The sequence below is a fragment of the Gracilibacillus phocaeensis genome (assembly GCF_900626275.1).
GTDB lineage: Bacteria > Bacillota > Bacilli > Bacillales > Amphibacillaceae > Gracilibacillus > Gracilibacillus timonensis.
Genome location: NZ_LR131144.1, coordinates 703,686 through 722,115 on the forward strand (window position 1 = coordinate 703,686; position 18,430 = coordinate 722,115).

General features: G+C 38.5%; 16 protein-coding genes. 9 read left to right on the plus strand and 7 right to left on the minus strand.

All coding sequences use genetic code 11. From position 1 onward, the window contains the following. Nucleotides 1-5: 5 nt before the first annotated feature. Nucleotides 6-440, minus strand: a complete 435-nt coding sequence (locus E0E32_RS11120) for a YhcN/YlaJ family sporulation lipoprotein (protein WP_130859790.1) — start codon at nucleotides 438-440, stop codon at nucleotides 6-8. A gap of 332 nt (nucleotides 441-772) precedes the next feature. Here E0E32_RS11120 and E0E32_RS11125 point away from each other — a divergent pair, with 332 nt between their 5' ends. Further along, a complete protein-coding gene (locus E0E32_RS11125) occupies nucleotides 773-1,216 on the plus strand; it encodes a hypothetical protein (protein WP_066192744.1) in 444 nt (147 codons plus the stop codon). Nucleotides 1,217-1,424: 208 nt separating this feature from the next. On the opposite strand, the gene E0E32_RS11130 is transcribed toward E0E32_RS11125, so the two are convergent. Next, nucleotides 1,425-2,066, minus strand: a complete 642-nt coding sequence (locus tag E0E32_RS11130; RefSeq protein ID WP_130859791.1) for a hypothetical protein — start codon at nucleotides 2,064-2,066, stop codon at nucleotides 1,425-1,427. A gap of 1,839 nt (nucleotides 2,067-3,905) precedes the next feature. Here E0E32_RS11130 and E0E32_RS11135 point away from each other — a divergent pair. Then, the gene (locus E0E32_RS11135; protein WP_066192746.1) at nucleotides 3,906-4,103 is read left to right on the plus strand and encodes an aspartyl-phosphate phosphatase Spo0E family protein; all 198 of its coding nucleotides are present in this window, start codon (nucleotides 3,906-3,908) and stop codon (nucleotides 4,101-4,103) included. Nucleotides 4,104-4,252: 149 nt separating this feature from the next. Here E0E32_RS11135 and E0E32_RS11140 read toward each other — a convergent pair whose 3' ends face one another. Next, complete coding sequence (locus E0E32_RS11140) at nucleotides 4,253-5,407, minus strand: aminotransferase A (RefSeq protein WP_130860190.1); 1,155 nt, start codon at nucleotides 5,405-5,407, stop codon at nucleotides 4,253-4,255. A 129-nt stretch (nucleotides 5,408-5,536) separates the two neighbouring features. Between E0E32_RS11140 and E0E32_RS11145 the strand changes: the two genes are divergently transcribed. Next, complete coding sequence (locus E0E32_RS11145) at nucleotides 5,537-5,851, plus strand: hypothetical protein (protein WP_066192749.1); 315 nt, start codon at nucleotides 5,537-5,539, stop codon at nucleotides 5,849-5,851. A gap of 51 nt (nucleotides 5,852-5,902) precedes the next feature. Here E0E32_RS11145 and E0E32_RS11150 read toward each other — a convergent pair whose 3' ends face one another. The 3 genes from E0E32_RS11150 to E0E32_RS11160 form a co-directional block, all read right to left on the minus strand. Continuing rightward, nucleotides 5,903-6,346, minus strand: a complete 444-nt coding sequence (locus E0E32_RS11150) for a YkyB family protein (protein WP_066192751.1) — start codon at nucleotides 6,344-6,346, stop codon at nucleotides 5,903-5,905. 64 nt (nucleotides 6,347-6,410) lie between these two features. Continuing rightward, entirely contained in the window at nucleotides 6,411-6,980 is a 570-nt protein-coding gene (locus E0E32_RS11155; RefSeq protein WP_078060107.1) for an SCO family protein, read from the minus strand. 15 nt (nucleotides 6,981-6,995) lie between these two features. Further along, nucleotides 6,996-7,850 (minus strand): metallophosphoesterase, encoded by an 855-nt coding sequence (locus E0E32_RS11160; protein ID WP_066192753.1) that lies wholly within the window; start codon nucleotides 7,848-7,850, stop codon nucleotides 6,996-6,998. Nucleotides 7,851-8,444: 594 nt separating this feature from the next. Between E0E32_RS11160 and cbpB the strand changes: the two genes are divergently transcribed. From cbpB to E0E32_RS11190, 6 genes are all read left to right on the plus strand, one after another. Beyond that, nucleotides 8,445-8,924, plus strand: a complete 480-nt coding sequence (cbpB, locus tag E0E32_RS11165; protein WP_066196424.1) for a cyclic-di-AMP-binding protein CbpB — start codon at nucleotides 8,445-8,447, stop codon at nucleotides 8,922-8,924. 136 nt (nucleotides 8,925-9,060) lie between these two features. Continuing rightward, nucleotides 9,061-9,780 (plus strand): 2,3,4,5-tetrahydropyridine-2,6-dicarboxylate N-acetyltransferase, encoded by a 720-nt coding sequence (dapD, locus tag E0E32_RS11170; RefSeq protein ID WP_130859792.1) that lies wholly within the window; start codon nucleotides 9,061-9,063, stop codon nucleotides 9,778-9,780. Nucleotides 9,781-9,941: 161 nt separating this feature from the next. Further along, nucleotides 9,942-11,060: an N-acetyldiaminopimelate deacetylase gene (locus E0E32_RS11175; protein WP_066192757.1), complete on the plus strand. Its 1,119-nt coding sequence runs from the start codon at nucleotides 9,942-9,944 to the stop codon at nucleotides 11,058-11,060. A 787-nt stretch (nucleotides 11,061-11,847) separates the two neighbouring features. Beyond that, on the plus strand, nucleotides 11,848-13,599 hold the full coding sequence (locus E0E32_RS11180; RefSeq protein ID WP_066192760.1) for an ABC transporter ATP-binding protein: 1,752 nt from the start codon (nucleotides 11,848-11,850) through the stop codon (nucleotides 13,597-13,599). A gap of 22 nt (nucleotides 13,600-13,621) precedes the next feature. Beyond that, nucleotides 13,622-15,463 carry an ABC transporter ATP-binding protein gene (locus E0E32_RS11185; protein WP_130859793.1) on the plus strand — a complete coding sequence of 614 codons (1,842 nt, stop codon included), beginning with the start codon at nucleotides 13,622-13,624 and terminating at the stop codon, nucleotides 15,461-15,463. 572 nt (nucleotides 15,464-16,035) lie between these two features. Then, on the plus strand, nucleotides 16,036-16,710 hold the full coding sequence (locus E0E32_RS11190; protein ID WP_066192763.1) for a potassium channel family protein: 675 nt from the start codon (nucleotides 16,036-16,038) through the stop codon (nucleotides 16,708-16,710). Between the two features lie 50 nt (nucleotides 16,711-16,760). On the opposite strand, the gene rnjA is transcribed toward E0E32_RS11190, so the two are convergent. After that, complete coding sequence (rnjA, locus tag E0E32_RS11195; protein WP_066192765.1) at nucleotides 16,761-18,428, minus strand: ribonuclease J1; 1,668 nt, start codon at nucleotides 18,426-18,428, stop codon at nucleotides 16,761-16,763. Between the last annotated feature and the right edge of the window lie 2 nt (nucleotides 18,429-18,430).

The following is an 18,430-nucleotide window of genomic DNA, read 5'->3' on the forward strand; positions in this document are numbered from 1 at the left end:
CTCCCTTAAGCCTGTTCTTCCGAAAGCTTGATTAACTTATTGATTTCCTTTTTCGCTTCTTTTTTTGACAAATGCTTGTCTTCTAATTTGCCTAATTCAATCATAAATTTTTGATCAGATGTCACCTTTACTTTGTCAGAATCAACTGCTTTTTTCAGTCCTTTTTCTATTTTTTTTTCTAATTTTCGTTCGGTGGCTTGCTGGATAGGGTTTGCTGTGATGGCGACAAAGAGCTGATCATCCACTTGAACAGCTTTATAATCAGATATTTCTTTTACATCATCTAGATAGGCTTGACCGGGGCTGCTGCCTCCGTTTTTGGAATGTAAAATAAGTACTTCTTCGCCCGTTTCTGGTGCTTCTGCTGATGGAGAATCAGGATTTTGACATCCAATCAAAGTAAAAACGAAGGCGATGATTAGTGTATAGACCAACTTCATACTTCTCTTCCTTTCTAAATGGAATGGTGACTAGTACGGTGTGATTTATAAAATGACGAGTAGTGAGAGCTTATCGGGGTGTTAACACCTGTTATCCCTCACTTAGACTTCCTAGAATTCTCTTCAACGCTGCAAGTGGAGGCTTATGGATGATTGCACCGAGATAAATTGTTTTCACCCCTATTTTGTAAAGTTTTTGAAAAAGTATGCATTTGATTTATAATTTGAAGAGAAAAAACATTTTTTTGTCAAAAAAGTGAAACGATTGCACGATTAAAATCGTCTATATAGAGTAAGCGAAAAAATGGTAACATAGGGGGAGGGAGCTACTTTTGAAAAAGAAATATATGGTGATTATCGCTTTCCTTGTTGTAGTAACCATTTCATTCTTCATTGTACGAGAGTGGCAAGGTGCTTCTCTAACCGAAACGGTAAAGTTTGAAGAACAGTATCAAGATTTCGTCGTACATATTCAAGTGGAACCAATGTCGGAAGGGTTTATGGTACTACGTTCGATTCAATACTTAGGTGATGAGGATATTGTTATTTATCATAGAGCACCGCTGACGCAAGTGACGATAGATCAAGATAATCCTGTGTTTACAGGTAGCGAAGTGGAAAAACAATTAAATAGCGGGGGACAGTACTATCCTCAGGAGCCATTGACTTTCTCTTCGCTTAAGAAGGGGGAACATGCTATATTTATTCACACACAATTTAAATTGGAAGGGGAGCAGGTTAACATTAAGAGTGAGGGAGAGCTTGTGTTTGAATAGCGCCTATATATGAGGTTTCATTATGCGATGATAGGTTCATGAAATGAAGGGCCGTTTATAAAAAGCAGTACTATATAAGAACGGCCCAGATATACGGTTGTGAGACGTAGAAAGTGCTAGACAAACATCGGGAGACCGAAGTTTTAACCGGAATGCTTCCTAGCACCTGTCAGTGATTCTTCCTGTACTTGGTTTTCTTCGTGCAAGCTCACTCTATCATACGCAACTTAGTTTCTTGGGGATCAGAGTTGGTAATCAGATGATACTGGATATGAATGTTTTGTTCATCCTGCCAATTGGCCTCTATTACACGTAGATCTTCTAATTCCGCTTCGGCCTGGAAAGGGGCCATTTCCCAATCTTCTAGTTGAAAAACTTTCCATACATCTTTGTTTTTATGTTCGAAAAGTATAAATAATTGCGTCTCTTCAGGGGAAGGAATGATTTCTTTTAGTTTTACCATGTCATCCAGCAGCAGTGAGCGGTTAGGTTCTTTTCGATCTAATAATAAAAAAGAACACTTCTCATCTTGACAATTGAAAGATAATAAATAGAGTTTTTCTAGCATAAGTTTCTCTAATTTCATATTTGCAACAGCTTGTTCCCGATCGTTTGTTGTCGCTAGAAAGGATTTCAAGATAGTAATGTTGTTAGTATTTAAAACAATGACCTCATCATCTAATGCAAATTCAATTTCATGTTGTTCTTCGATGGGTTCTGCTTGTTCAGGCGGCTGTTCCACTGTTTCATTAGACATAGCGTCGGTTTCTTTCGTAATCATCAAATCTTCTTGATCATTATCGCATGCACACAGCATCAATAATAGGAAAATCCAAATCGTGTGTTTCATTGCGTCACCACCTTTTTATAAAATAAATACTCCTAGGTATAAGATTTTGAACGAATCAATAAGACGGATGATGAGAAGGTGCCGGTCCATCTATTTCATGTAGTCAAGTTGTTGTTTGTCTGCGCTAGGTAACACGCCGGGAATAGGTTTTGCTATTTCTCTTAGGGCACAATTCAACAAGTGATTCGAGTAAAAAACGCTCTCATTTATGTTTCCGATACAGCGGACTTGTGCTTAGCCTCCTGATATGAACGAAACTGTCAAGGCCCCACTCTGCACCAAGTTTTAATCTATTTTTGACAAACTTTAAGAAGAGAAGCGATTTTTGGCTTCTTTACTTTCTTGGTGTTACATGTGTAGCCTACTCGTCAGCAATAATCGCTTCCATAGACAAATCTAAGACATCTTAGTTAGATGACGAGAACCAAGGTAAAGTTATAACAAAGCCCTAGAGTTGTATAAAAGAGTTAATATGGACCATATTATACCATGAAAAAAGAAAAAACAGGGAACAAAATCGTGTAGGAATCATAAAATGCAGCTTTAGCTTTATTAATCCAAAAAAAATGATATAATAAAAGTAGAATTTGGAGAAAATGAGGTGTAAGCAATGAGTACATTAATGGGTATTCTATGTTTTGTTATTATCATTGGTACGGTGGGTTACAACATATTTGACCGAGTGAAATAGCATGGCCAGCATAAGTCTGGAATGAGATCAGTAATAACAAATACAAGCAGGTAACCGCCGATTCACTGCTTAGCGGTTATTTTCAGAAAGAAATGGGGGAGAACTATAGATGATAGGCTTCCCGATTTTTTTATAAGCAAAGAACGTATATAATCCTTGGCATAATAGGACTTGGAATGATGTTGACCTGAAACGAATTTCGATATCGATAAGTTGGATGATGTAAAGTAAGCCGTCCATCTATGCCCTGTCGTAAAGTTGATCGTTTGTCGGTGCTAGATAGCGCAGATGAAACGCACCATTCCGTAAAAGACTCTACTTAACATCATCCCGCCTTATCGACAGTCAGTATGTTCTTTTGATGATATAAGTGGAATGAAATCATGTCTCATAGATCGGATAGGTGCTCTTGATCCATTTACGTGGTAGGAGGAGATAACCAAGGAATAAATGCATTTATTCTCTGGTTATCTCCTCCTACCGCTAGTGCGGCAATTATCGTCGTGATTTGGGCAGGCAAGTTCTTTTTGTAACTGAAAACCATAAATAAAAGCGCTTTCCTGTCATTAGAAAAGTGTTTTAACATCTTCATAAAAAAGCGATTATGTTAATTTTATCTATCTTTACAGGGATCTGGTTAATAAGAATCACAAAAAATCCAAATTTACAGTTGATTTATGCTAAAGCATTTGGTTTAAGATGAGAAAAAACGGGATAAATCGCTAAAATATGCTAAAATGGCAGGTGACAAAAGTTTTTTTGTGAGAAATATGTCTAATTTTGCGGTTTGCTTTACATTCTTACAATAATTTGGGATAATCAGTAGACATGAGTATAACGTTTATTCTAGCATAAACGTTCATATGCCCTCATTTTCAGACTTATAGAAAAGTCTGAGTGGAGAATTGCAGATGCTGATAATAAGCTAAGTCTTATTACCCAGCAAGGGGATAATCGAATAAACTTATGGATAGCAGCCTCGCTTAGTAACTGCTCGGTTGGTTCAACTAATATTCATTGGGGATGTGGAAGCAGACGAAGCTCGCGATGTTCTGTCGCGACATCTGCGCTAGCACGCCCTGTGCGGTAGTCCTAACTGAATAAAGTTTCACTTTATCACATCCTACAATACTGGAGGATTTAAACTTATGACGGTGTATCTAAATGAGCTAGTCAAGGAAATCGAAAGACTACGTAAAGAAATGACGGAAGTCGCCCTCCAAAAAGGTATGACAAGTGAGGAATCATTACAAATCAGTCAAAAATTAGATGGTTTGCTTAATGATTATCAACATTACAAACAAACTCAAAAAAAGGAGGCGCTTCCCAAGAAAGAGAGCAGCTAACCCGCACAAATCTAAGAAAATATAGATCTGTGCGTTTTTTGTTTCTTTTTGGAAGGCGTCTTGATTTAGTTCCATTACAGTCGTTGATATCCGTCCACATCTATTTTATTTCTTTCTTTCGCTAAGTCTTATGGGGATGTCTTGCTGTATTAATTATTACTAATAGAAGTTTCTATTCGATTTAAACCTTCTGCCAGGGTATCCATATCATAGGCGTAGGATAATCGGAGATAACCTTCTCCGTACACGGAGAAAGCACTCCCGGGGACCAAGGCTACGTTGGCTTCATCAACTAATTGCAATGCTACTGTGAGCGAATCTGCTGCTAAGTGTCGAATGTCTATGAAGAAATAAAAGGCTCCTTCTGGCAGGTAAACCGGAAGATTCATTTTTTTTAATCGATCATATACGTAATCTCTGCGCTGGAGATAGGCTTGTTTCATGATAATTGGGTCATTCTCTCCGTTTTGTATAGCTTCTAGTGCCGCATATTGACTGATGGAGGAGGCGCAAGAGATATTATATTGGTGGATCTTGATCATATGCCTCATCAACCACTTTGCACCTAGGACATAGCCAATTCTAAATCCAGTCATGGAATGGGACTTGGAGACACCATTGATGATAATAACCTTGTCACGTATTTGAGTGTGTCTTCCAATGGAGAAATGGACGTGTTCATACGTCAGCTCACTGTATATTTCGTCTGCGATAAAGAAGATATTGTACCGTTCAACCACAGCTGCTATTTCGGTTAGTTCTTCCTTTGACAGGGAGACACCAGTTGGATTGGATGGATAAGGAAGTATCACGGCCTTCGTTTTTGGTGTGATCGCGGCTTCGAGTTTGGCAGCAGTCATTTTAAACTGGCTATTTCGTGTATCAACATAGACTGGTACTGCTTTAGCAAGCTTAATTAATGGTTCATAACCAGGATAAACAGGACCAGGTAAGATTACTTCATCCCCCTCGTTGAGAATGGTACGAAGGGTAATATCAATTGCTTGAGATGCCCCAGCTGTGACAATCACCTCATGGACAGGATCATAGTTTAGTTGGTAATGGCGTTGCACAAAGGCAGCAATTGCCTCACGCAAAGGAAGTATACCAGCATTTGCCGTATAAGTAGTTAAGTTATTATCAAGAGCTTGTTTTGCTTGTGCTTTCACATGTTCGGGAGTAGGAAAATCTGGCTGTCCAATCGTTAAGGAAAGTACCCCCTCTTTATTACCTACCATATTAAAAAATTGTCGAATACCAGATATTTTAATGTCTTTCACTTCTTTGTTGATATAGTGTTCCATCATTATTACCTCCTGTTGATTGAAAATCATGATCTAGGTCTAAGCATTAGAGAAAATGGTGATACTGCCAATAGGGAAAAGAAATCCAAGTTTATTTTATCACAAGTAAGCTGAGGGAGGGTATAATGCATGTTAACAGAATGGTGGAAGGAACTAGAAAGAGTGAGTGATTATTTATTAGTAACAAAGCAAGCAGAGATGTTTAGTGTCATCTATATAACCATTGGTCTGACTATCCTTTATTTTACTTTGCGTCCATTGATTTCGTTATTAGTACTAATCGAATGGAAGGCATTTATGACCTATAGCTTTGTCATTATGATCATGCTTGTCATAACGGCTATGATCCAAACGGAAATAGAGGGGAAGTACTTGATAGTCAGCTGCCTGATTTTTACTAGTATTGTCTGTTTTCATCGTTTGTTTAGGCGGTCTTACTCGTAGGCAGCTTCGAGCGGCAGATGTGTCGATAGCTGCACTGGAAACGGCATAGGTCTACCATTTTCGTTTATGATAGAAAGGAGACAGGTTTGAAGTCATGTAGTTGTCTTGATTGTTTTGCTGTTTCGTAAGAGACCAGTTTAAATAACGGTATAAAATGGTTTTTGCCTGCCGCAGTGACAATCTTGATTTAGGATTCTGATAGCTCTCGTCCAGTTTACCTAAGTGGGGCAATGTTTTTAAGTCGTGTTTATCCGGAGGGATATGGAAATAAAAATTCCCAATTTGAATGAGCAGGACAGAATGCTGCTTGCTATGTCTAGGGTTGTTAGAATAATGCAAACCAATCTTTGTGGCTTTTCCTTCTTTTAGTAATTTTTGGATGGCTTCTTTTTTTAAATGATAAAGCTTAGAGGGGTCTGGTGCTGTTTTGGTATGTCTGTTGACGATAAAGAGCGCTTCTCCCATTTCATTTGGAGCGTGTTTTTTTGTTTCCATGTTGTTCCACCTTTATTGGCATAGTAAAAGAGTAGAAGAATCTTATATTCTCCTACTCCATACTTTAATTCATTGCCTTTAAATCTTCAACTATTTTCTCCATTTCGTTTGCTTCCTGTCCACTATATCTCTTGATTGCATTCCCTTCTGGTGTAACTAAGTAAAAGAATCCTTGATGAATCACTTGATCATCATTGTCGGGGTGTTCAACAATTGCTTTAAAGGAATCTCGTGCAAATGCTTTGATATCTTCATTAGAATATCCAGTCAAGGCATGCCAATTGTCAAAATCTCCGCCTCGATCTTCAATATATTGTTTCAGCATCTCCGGTTCGTCCACCGTTGGATCTACAGAAAAGGAAACCATCTCTACATTGTCGATCCCTTCGTCTGCCAGCATATCTTGCAATCGCGACATATTGGCGGTCATTGCTGGACAAATCGAATTACAATTCGTGAACATCATATCTGCAATCCAAAATTTTCCGTCCAATGCTTCTTTGCTGAAGCTTTGGTTATCTTGATCTGTATAAGTGAAGTCTTCTATCTCATAAGAGAAGTCTCCTTCATATTTGTCACCACATGCCGCTAACAATAATAACATGGCAGTGAGTAGTAATACTTTTTTCACCACTTGATTTACCTCCTGCTATTGATTGGTTTTTAAATGATAGATCGTAATTTCTGGTTTACATAAAAAACGATAAGGTGCCCTGGTTGTTCCAATTCCGCGATTAACAAATAATTGGAGCGGTCGACTGCCGACTTGATAGTCACCTTCTACATATATTTCAGATAGATGCGGAGTATAGATATAACCAACAAAAGGAAGTTGGACTTGTCCACCGTGGCTGTGTCCCGACAGCTGTATGTCAATAGGATATTCCTTGGCTACCTCTGCATAATCTGGTTCATGTGCTAATAATATGGCTAAGTGCTCTTCGCTAAGGCCATGCGTTGCTTCATCCAGATTGGGATCGCCCAATAATACATCGTCTACACCAATCAGGTTAATCATATCACCATTTTTATTGATTTGTCTGTGTCCGTTTTGTAACAATTCAAATCCACTTCGCTCAAAAATTTCTTTTAATATATCGGTTCCATATCCTCCGTGGTCATGGTTACCATAGATCCAAAATTTACCGTCTTTAGCCTGAAGGTCTGCCAACGCATGAATTAACTTGCTTTCTACCTGATAGGTGCGCGGGTTGTCTATTAAATCACCGGTAAAAACGATGAGATCAGGCTCTAATTGATTGATTGTTTTGGTTAATTCGACCAATTGATCAACGGTATAATGAAAACCGATGTGGGTATCGGAAAATTGAAGTATCGTATAATCATTGAAACTGCGAGGTGTTTTATGGGAAATAATATCAATATGGTGTTGATCTAATAAGCCTGGCTCGATTTCCCTTGCATAATAATAAGTTCCTCCACCCAGACCGAAGAAAGCAACAATACTACCTAAAAAACGTTTTAAAAAAGTTCTGCGATTCATTAGATTTATACCTTTCTATTGTTTATCCAGGTGCAAACGACTGTAAGCCCCGGGGATGTTCAAACATTCTATCGAGAGAGTTTGCGCTAGAATTGAATAAAGTTTCCCTATATTATAGCACGATAGATTAGCTTATGAACAATAAAGGGAATCCATTAGATCATTATTTCATTGCTTTTTCTTATCAGCACCAGTACCTCGACACCATGATATGAAAGGAAAGGTGCATACTCTTTATTCGTTGATGATGACTAAAATGGTGCAAATTCTTAAGGTGTTGTCCGTCATATCTGAGGTGATGAAAAAAGTATCGAGCATTCACTGGAGACTAGTTATCAGCTGTGGCTTAGCGATAAACACCCTAAATTTTTTTAAAAAAGCAGGAAAGTATATTTTTTGTAGAATTAGCTTTGGTACAATTTTGACTTTGACGAATCGGCAGTTCAATAGCTACTTTTAAGGGCTGAGACGGGGGTTTGTTCATTTTTCTTCTCAGGTGCCCTCATGAAGCTTTTTGAATCGACTATTTTATGTTAAACTATGTGAGGTGATGTCAAAATGGACCCTTCATACAAAGAAAAGGAAGTGGAAGACATGTCTGACATATTAGGTGAAAGATTAGTCGATTTGACGGTTGGAGAATTAATGATCCCCGCTGAGCAGGTTGCACACGTTCAGCAAGGAAATCCAATTGAACATGCCCTCTTATTGTTAGTTCAATCTGGTTACTCTTCTGTTCCAGTATTAGATGCTGATTATCGCTTGAAAGGAATTATTGGAAAAACCCCCATTTTAAAAAGCGTTACTGGATTAGAACGTTTTGAAATGGAGAAGATGGCAGACATCAAAGTAGAGGATGTTATGAAATCTGGACAACCTGCTTTACAGATGGATAGCAGTTTTCTGACTGGTTTAAAAGTGGTCATTGATCATGCCTTTGCTTGTGTGGTAGATGAAAACAATTACTTTCTTGGCATCCTAACAAGAAGGGCGATATTAAAAGAGGTAAATAAATCGATTTATAATACCGAATCACATAAGAGAGTCCAAATGGAACATACATCATTTAAATGAAAAAAATGATACGTTTTGATAGTGAAATAAACAATAATTTGTTATATTTAGCACAGTGAAAAAAAGTTGAGATCTTATGCTTTGTCTTAATAAGCAATCATAGATAGAACAATACAAAATACATTGGAGGATTACGATGAAACAAATGGATGCCCATGAAATTATTTCTTTTATATCAAACAGTGAAAAATCAACACCGGTAAAGGTCTATATAAAAGGGAGCGATATAAATCAGATAAAAGCCACTGGTTCTGTGCAAACTTTTTTTAATGAAACGATAGGTGTTATCTTTGGAGAGTGGAAAGAGGTAGAAGCACTTCTCGATGCCCACAAAAACCAGATTGATGACTATGTGGTGGAAAGTGACCGACGCAATTCCGCTATTCCTTTATTGGATACAAAAGGTATTAACGCTAGAATTGAGCCTGGCGCTATCATCCGTGATCAAGTAGAAATCGGTGATGGAGCAGTTGTCATGTTTGGCGCGATGGTGAATATTGGTTCTGTGATTGGTGCAGGAACGATGATTGATATGAACGCAAGTCTGGGTGGACGTGCTACAGTAGGGGAAAATTGTCACGTTGGTGCAGGTGCAGTACTTGCTGGTGTGATCGAACCCCCTTCAGCGCAACCTGTTATTATTGAAGATGGAGTAGTAATTGGCGCTAATGCAGTGGTATTAGAAGGTGTGAAAGTCGGCGCAGGAGCAGTGGTTGCAGCAGGGGCTGTTGTTACAAAAGATGTCCCAGCAAACACCGTTGTAGCAGGTACACCCGCCAAAGTAATCAAAGAAATTGATGATCAAACAAGATCAAAAACAGAAATTATGGAAGCACTTCGTAAATTAAATGATTAAGATGATCTAACAGGCAGGATATCATATCCTGTCTTTCTTTGAAAAAGAATGCATGATTTTTGGAAGGTAGCTATCTACGTAACATAGTAACAAGATGGAAGAGGTTATATTAGGTGGTCATCGAAAAGACTAATGAAAATGACGAAGGAGGTGGTCGGAACATGAACCAAGACCAGATGAGAGACATCCGTCGATCATTACATCAAATACCTGAATTAGGTTTTCAAGAAGTGAAGACACAGACTTTTTTAATGGAAATCATTCAAAGGATGAACCGTCCCAACATTGAAATGATCAAATGGAAAACAGGCTTATTTGTTTTAGTGAAAGGAACCAATCCATCAAAAACAATTGGTTATCGAACGGATATAGATGGATTGCCGATAAAGGAAGAAACGGATTTACCTTTTCAATCGAAGCATAGTCAACATATGCACGCATGTGGTCATGACTTGCATATGACGATTGCATTAGGTGTCTTGGATGAGATATCAGCTCATCCTGTCAAAGACGATGTATTATTTTTATTTCAGCCAGCAGAGGAAGGGCCTGGTGGAGCGGTCCCTATGATGGAGACAGAGCAATTTAAACAGTGGAAGCCGGATATGATCTTTGCTCTACATATAGCACCGGAATTACCGGTAGGCACGGTATCCAGCAGGGCTGGCACCTTATTCGCCAATACAAGTGAACTATTTATTGATTTCAAAGGACGAGGTGGTCATGCTGCCTATCCGCACTTGACAAGGGATATGATCGTAACGGCTAGTTATTTTGTAACCCAGCTACAGCAAATTATTTCTAGAAGCCTGGATCCACTTGATAATGGTGTGATTACGATAGGGAAAATGACAGCTGGTACTGTGCAGAATATCATTGCTGAGACGGCTCGCCTGGAAGGAACGATCCGAACACTTGAGCCAAAAACTATGACATTGATTAAAGCAGCATTGGAGCATATGATTACCGGATTTGAAATAGCCAATGACTGCGAGATTAAGCTGGATTATGGCTCGATGTATTATCAGGTTCATAATACGGAAGAGTTGGTAGCCCAATTTCAGCAAGCTGTGGAGAAAGAAGAAAGAATAACCTTTGTGGAGGCTGGTCCTGCAATGACGGGGGAGGACTTTGGTTATTTCTTAAAAGAGGTGCCGGGATTTATGTTTTGGCTAGGAGTTGACTCTCCATATGGTTTACATCATAGCAAATTAAACCCAAATGAAGATGCGATACATATCGGTGTTCGATCGGCAGTGGCGATGATTCAATCACAATAAAATAATGTTGAGGTTTTCATCGCTAATAACCTTAAGTATCTCAGCCTTTTTTTTCGTTGGAATGAAGAGTAATGAAGAAAAGAAAGAGACTCCTTCTTTATAAAGGGAAGTTGGCTAGTATGCAAACGAAGAAAAGCTTAGTCTTTCGATAATGGACTAAGCTTTTTTATATGATAAAAAAGTATATACTTTTTGGTATAATAGGACTCGAAATGATGTTGAACTGGAACGAATTACAATATCGATAAGTTGGATGATGTTAAAGTAGCAGGCCCATTTATTCCATGTTGTCAAGTTGATTGTTTACCAGTACTAGCAGATAAAACGCTAACACTCACCACTTCGTAAAGGGCTCTACTAACATCAGCCCCTTATCAGTAGTCAGCCTTTTCTTTTGATGATATAAGTGGAATGAGATCATGTCTCATGGATCGGATAGGCACTCTTGATCCATTTACGCGGTGTGATGGTCATGCACACGAATGGGTCAAGCTAAGTATTATCAGGAAATCATGCGAGCAAAGACGTGCTTGTCACACGTTTTTGTGACATTTATACGTTCAACTTATATAGTAATAAAGGACTGGGCGGAGTTTGCCCGGTTTTTCTTATCATGAAATCAGCTGAACGTTTTTGGAATAAAGGTCTTGAATACGCTTATATCAGGGAAACTTCAAATGGATTTAATATCCAATAAAAAAATTTAATAAAATGAAGCGAAAGGCTAGCATTTTATTTCGGAAACCGTTATATTAGTAAATACGTATAAAAATGGAGGGAGAACAACATGGAGATATTCAGGAAATTAAAAGGATTTTATTGGCCTTTTAAAAAGTATTTTTTGTTATCTGTATTATTTGTTATGGTTGTAACCGGTATCACTGTTATTTACCCCATTGTTCTGCAAATCACGATTGATGATGTCGTCTTAGCAGAGCAATATCAGTTGATTCCTATTCTATCGATTGGATTTATTCTTATTATGTTAGTTAAGGGAGTTGCTAATTTTCTACAACAATATATGGGAGATTTGTTCGGGATAAAAGCGGTCTATACCTTAAGAGACGCCTTGTATAAGAAGTTGCAAAGACTATCCTTTACTTATTATGACAACGCCCGGACTGGTGATCTTATGTCACGATTAACGATGGATGTAGAAGGATTTCGCTTTTTCTTAGCGGCAGGCTTTCGTGAATTAATACGGGTATGTTTATTGATTGTTATTAGTTTAGGTGTTATGTTTTTCTACTCTGTTCCGCTTGCATTAGTGACAATGGCTGCTATGCCTTTCTTAGCTGTCGTTGTTTACCGGTTCGATAAAACCGTACATCCAGCCTTTCGAAAGATACGTAAATCTTTGGGACGATTAAATACACGTATTCAAGAGAATGTGACAGGCATGCATACGGTAAAGTCTTTATCTAAAGAAGATTTTGAGATTGGTCGTTTTACTACGAATAACACGAACTATAAAGAAGTGAATATCCACACCTCCAATATTTGGGCAAGATATTTCCCTTTCATGGAGTTCATCGGAAATATTTCGATGGTAGCTTTACTTATTTATGGTGGTTATTTGGTCATTAATGATTCCTTGCAATTAGGGGAATTAGTAGCTTTCTTTAGTTTAGTTACTTATATTCTGGGACCTTTAATGAACTTGGGCTTTATTGTTAACCAGTTTTCACAAGCAAAGGCGTCAGGTGAGCGTCTATTAGAGATTTTGGAGGCAAAAGAAGATGTGGAAGAAGAGGATCATCCCATTGTACCAGAACGTATCAATGGTCATATCACCTTTAAGAATGTTTATTTGACATATACAGCAGAAGATGATGCGGCATTACGAAATATCTCATTCGATGCCCCCCCTGGTAAGGTGATCGGTTTAATTGGTCCGACTGGGGCTGGGAAAACCAGTATTACTCAATTAATTACGAGATTTTATGAACCTGATCAAGGTCAAGTTTTAGTTGACCACAAACCGACTAGCAGTTATTCGCTAAAATGGCTTCGAAAACATATTGGTTTTGTATTGCAGGAATCCTTTTTGTTCTCTACTACGATTAAAGAGAATATCGCTTATGGAAATCCAGAAGCTTCGATGGAAGAAATCATAGCTGCAGCTAAACGAGCTCAGGCACACGATTTTATCATGGAAATGCCTAAAGGATACGATACACTACTTGGTGAACGAGGGATGGGACTTTCTGGTGGCCAAAAACAACGTGTCGCGATTGCTCGTGCGATATTGATTGACCCAAGCATTCTTGTACTGGATGATGCCACATCGGCAGTAGATATGGAAACGGAATTTCAAATCCAGAAGGCGTTAAAAGAGGTAATGGATGGCAGAACGACGTTTATTATCGCACACCGAATTTCGTCATTGAAACATGCAGATGAGATCTTGGTTCTGGACGCAGGGGAAATTGTGGAGCGAGGCACCCATGATCAGTTAATTAAGCAACAGGGAGCTTATCGTCGTATTTACGATATACAATATCAAGACCGTGACAGCGTCATGCAAATAGTTAAATAAAAAAAGGAGGTCACCGAATCAAATGGCTAAATCAAAAAATATCCAACAGGGCACCCATAAACCGAGCCCCCACCTGAATAGGTTTTATTATCCACTAGATCAAGCCGTGGAAAAGCCGTTTAACTGGAAACAAATGTTGCGATTATTAACCTATTTGAAACCATATGCCAAAGGATTATTGCCCGCAGCAATTGTTGCGATGCTGGTTTCTACGATTGTCAGGTTAGTGGTACCAGTAGTAATCGGTACTTGGGTAATCGATAAGGCAATTACAGAGCAAAACGTTTCTTTACTAACTTATTTGATTATCTTTGTGGCTGTATTATATTTAATAAGTTATTTGGCCAATCGATATCGTATTAAATGGGTGAATATATTAGGTCAACGCGTGATATATGATTTGCGGGAGAGCTTGTTCACACATGTTCAGCGTTTATCTCATAATTTCTTTGATAAACGCTCTGCTGGTTCCATTTTGGTTAGGATTTTGAATGACGTTAATTCATTACAGGAATTATTCACAAATGGGATCATTAATTTACTAATGGATGTCGTGATGTTGACAGGAATTATTGTGATTTTATTCGTGCTAAGCCCGCCGCTGGCTTTGGCTGTTCTGATTATTTTGCCAATTATGTTTTTCATCTCGACGAAGCTGCGACGAAAGATTCGTCGATCATGGCAAGATGTTCGTATCCAGAAGTCACGACTAAATTCACACTTGAATGAAAGTATGCAAGGTATTCGTATTACGCAATCCTTCTCTCAAGAAAAGGAAAACACAGAATTTTTTAATGGTGTTAATTCAGATAACTTTGAAAAAGAACGAGTTGCTATGAAAAAGAGTGCCTATTTTGGTCCTTTTGTGGAAATGAGTAATGCGGTTGGTACCGTCATCTTAATTTCTTATGGTGCTCATCTCATAATTTCTGGAAATATCGGAATTGGTGTTTTTGTCTCATTTGCCTTTTACCTAGGTATGTTTTGGGAGCCGATCTCCAGATTGGGGCAAATCTACAATCAATTATTAGTTGCTATGGCATCCTCGGAACGTATTTTTGAGTTTTTAGATGAACAGCCAAATGTGGAAGAGAAAGAGAATGCTATGCCATTTAAGGATATGAAAGGGAATATTGTTTTTGACAAGGTGGAATTTTCTTATAATGAAGATCGTATAGCATTGCATGAGATCTCTTTGGAAATGAAACAAGGTCAGACTGTTGCATTAGTTGGTCATACCGGTTCAGGTAAATCGACAATTGCCAACTTAATTAGTCGTTTTTATGATCCTACCAAGGGTAGAGTGCTTATTGATGGCTATGACCTTCGAGATATGCGATTAGATAGTTTAAGAACAAATATTTCTGTCGTTTTACAGGATACGTTTATTTTCTCGGGAACAATTAAAGAGAATATTCGGTTCGGAAGACCAGAAGCAAGTGATGAAGAGGTAAGAGATGCAGCCAAGGTAGTAGGAGCGGATGAATTTATTCAGCGCTTGGCAAATGGCTATGAAACCGAGGTAGAGGAGAGAGGGAATATTCTTTCTGCTGGAGAAAGACAGTTGCTTTCTTTTGCCCGGGCCTTATTGGCAGATCCTAAGATTTTGATTCTGGATGAGGCTACTGCCAGCATCGATACAGAAACAGAGGTCAAAATCCAGAAGGCGCTGCGCCGATTATTAGAGGGGCGGACAGCAATAATGATTGCCCATCGTCTTTCAACGATTCGGGAGGCAGATAATATTATCGTGTTGGAACATGGAAAAATCTTAGAGCAAGGCAGTCATGATGAGCTCATGAAATACAAGGGCGAGTATTATGGTTTAGTACGATCTCAATTCGAGATGCTCGATGCACTATAAAAGACAGCGAAAGAAGCTAGTACACGAAGCTAGCTTCTTTCTTTTTATCTTGGAAAGTATATTAGTTCTTGGATTAGGATTTGAAATGATGTTGACCTAGAACGAATCGCGATATCGATACGTTGGCTGATGTAAAGTAGCAGGGCCATCTATTCCATGTCGTAAAGCTGATTGTTTGCCAGTGCTAGCAGATAAAACGATGAAACTCAACACTCCGTAAAGGACACTACTTAACATCACCCGTCTTATTGGTAGTCAGTATTTTCTTTTGATGATATAAGTGGAATAAAATCATTTCTCATGGATCGGATAGGTGCTCTTGATCAGGAAATCATGTGAGCAAAGACTTGCTTGTCACACGTTTTTCTTATCTTGGTAACTATATAAATTGCAGTTTCATCCCTCACCTATTTTAGCGTTAATATACCGACCGGATCTGCGCTTGGTTTTACACATCTAACCCAGTTGTCGGAAGTAAAGGACTTTTTATAAACCATATTAACAGAAACTATGTACGTTTTCTGTCTGATTTGTGATAGAATATCAATGATAATGATTGTGGAGGAATTTGTATGAAACGAGAATTTGCCGTAATTGGCTTAGGACGATTTGGCGGCAGTATTTGCCGAGAACTTAGTGCAGAAGGCATGGATGTGTTAGCTATTGACAAACAAGAGGATAAGGTAAAGGAATTTAAAAATATTGCTGCCTATGCTGTAATAGCTGATACTACGGATGAAGAAGTCTTAAAGGAACTAGGGGTCAGAAATATTGATCATGTCATTGTAGCAATCGGAGATGATATACAATCGAGTATACTTACGACATTAATGCTTAAGGAATTGGGTATTAAGAAGATTACGGTCAAGGCCCAGAACGATTACCATGAAAAAGTGTTAAATAAAATTGGCGCAGATTTTGTTGTTCACCCAGAGCGTGACATGGGCAGAAGGATTGCCCATAATATTATTTCAACCAATATTTTAGACCATCTTGAATTATCCGATGATCATAGTATCGTGGAAGTTAAAGTCGGAGAAAAAATGCATGGCCGTTCTCTGTTAGATCTAGATATCAGGGCTCAGTTTGGGTGTAACGTCGTTGCCATTAAAGAGGGAACGCAGAAGAAAATAAATGTATCACCAACCGCTGATCAACATTTGGACGAGAATGATGTGCTGATCATTATTGGAGCAGATAAAGATATATCCCGATTTGAGCAAGAATTAGTAGTGGAGAATGAATAGTGGAACAAGAAAAGCAGGCTGTTTTTATTTATCAGCCTGCTTTTCTGTCTTTACACTTCCATAATAATAGGTAAAATCATTGGTCGACGTTTCGTTTTATCGTGTAAGAATGGTGCAATCGTGTCCGTGATTTCATTCTTTATTTCAGACCATTGGGTTGTACGACGCTCCATTACTTTATTTAAATGCTTAGAGACAAGTTTTTGTGCCTCATTAATAAGGTCCTCGGACTCTCTCATGTATACAAAACCACGAGAAATAATGTCTGGACCAGAAGCAATTTTAAATTCTTTCATATTAATACTTACAACAACAATAACTAATCCTTCTTCAGATAGGATGCGGCGATCACGCAATACAATATTACCAATATCACCAATGCCACTTCCGTCCACGTAAATGGCACCTGAAGGGATTTTTCCAGCTATTTGACCACTATCCTTGCTTAAAGCCAATACTTCTCCATTGTCCATAATAAAACAATCCTTAGGGGAGATGCCACAGCTGTCCGCAAGTTTGGTATGTTCCTTCAACATGCGGTATTCCCCATGAATCGGCATAAAGAATTTAGGTTGAATCAAGCGTAACATTAATTTTTGTTCTTGTTGCCCACCGTGTCCAGAAGTATGGATATCGTTAAGTGGTCCATGAATAACTTCGGCACCTGCTCGATATAACTGGTTTATAATGCGACTGACACTTAATGTATTTCCAGGGATTGGCGAAGAGGAAAATACAACAGTGTCGCCAGGAATAATCTGAATCTGACGGTGTGTTCCATTGGCAATTCTTGATAAGGCTGCCATCGGTTCTCCTTGCGAACCGGTACAAAGGATCGTTATTTCATCAGCAGGGATCTGATTGATTTGATGCGCGTCAATAAAGGTATTCTTAGGTGCGCGAATATAACCTAATTCTTGACCAATTTTAATGGAACTTTCCATACTTCGGCCGAATACGGCTACTTTCCGATTATTTTTCACCGCAGCTTCGACCACTTGCTGCAAACGATGGATATTAGACGCAAACGTCGCAAATATAAGTCTGCCATCCACTCTAGAGAAAATATCATTAATACTGTCGCCAACTACGCGTTCGGATAAAGTAAAGCCAGGGACTTCACTGTTTGTACTATCTGATAACAGACAGAGTACACCTTCCTTGCCAATCTCTGCCATTTTGGCCAGATTAGCAGGTTCTCCAACAGGGGTGAAGTCAAACTTGAAGTCACCTGTATGGACGATATTACCTGGAGGTGTTTTTACTACAATACCGTAAGAATCGGGAATACTATGTGTCGTTCGGAAAAAGGACACAGAGGTCTTTCTAAATTTAATAACATCTTCTTCTTGAAAAGGATAAAGTTTGGCATTTCTTAACAATCCATGCTCATCCAATTTATTTCGAATAAGTCCAATTGCTAATTTACCAGCATAAATAGGCACATTAATTTCACGTAGTAGATAAGGGACACCACCAATATGGTCTTCATGACCGTGGGTGATAAATAACCCTTTAATCTTATCTTGATTTTGCACTAAATAGGTGTAATCAGGAATGACATAATCAATCCCTAATAATTCATCCTCAGGGAATTTAATACCGGCATCAATCAAGATAATTTCATCTTGAAATTGAACACCATACGTGTTTTTGCCGATTTCTCCTAAGCCACCTAGCGCAAAAATAGCTGTTTGATCATTCTTTACAAACTTCATCT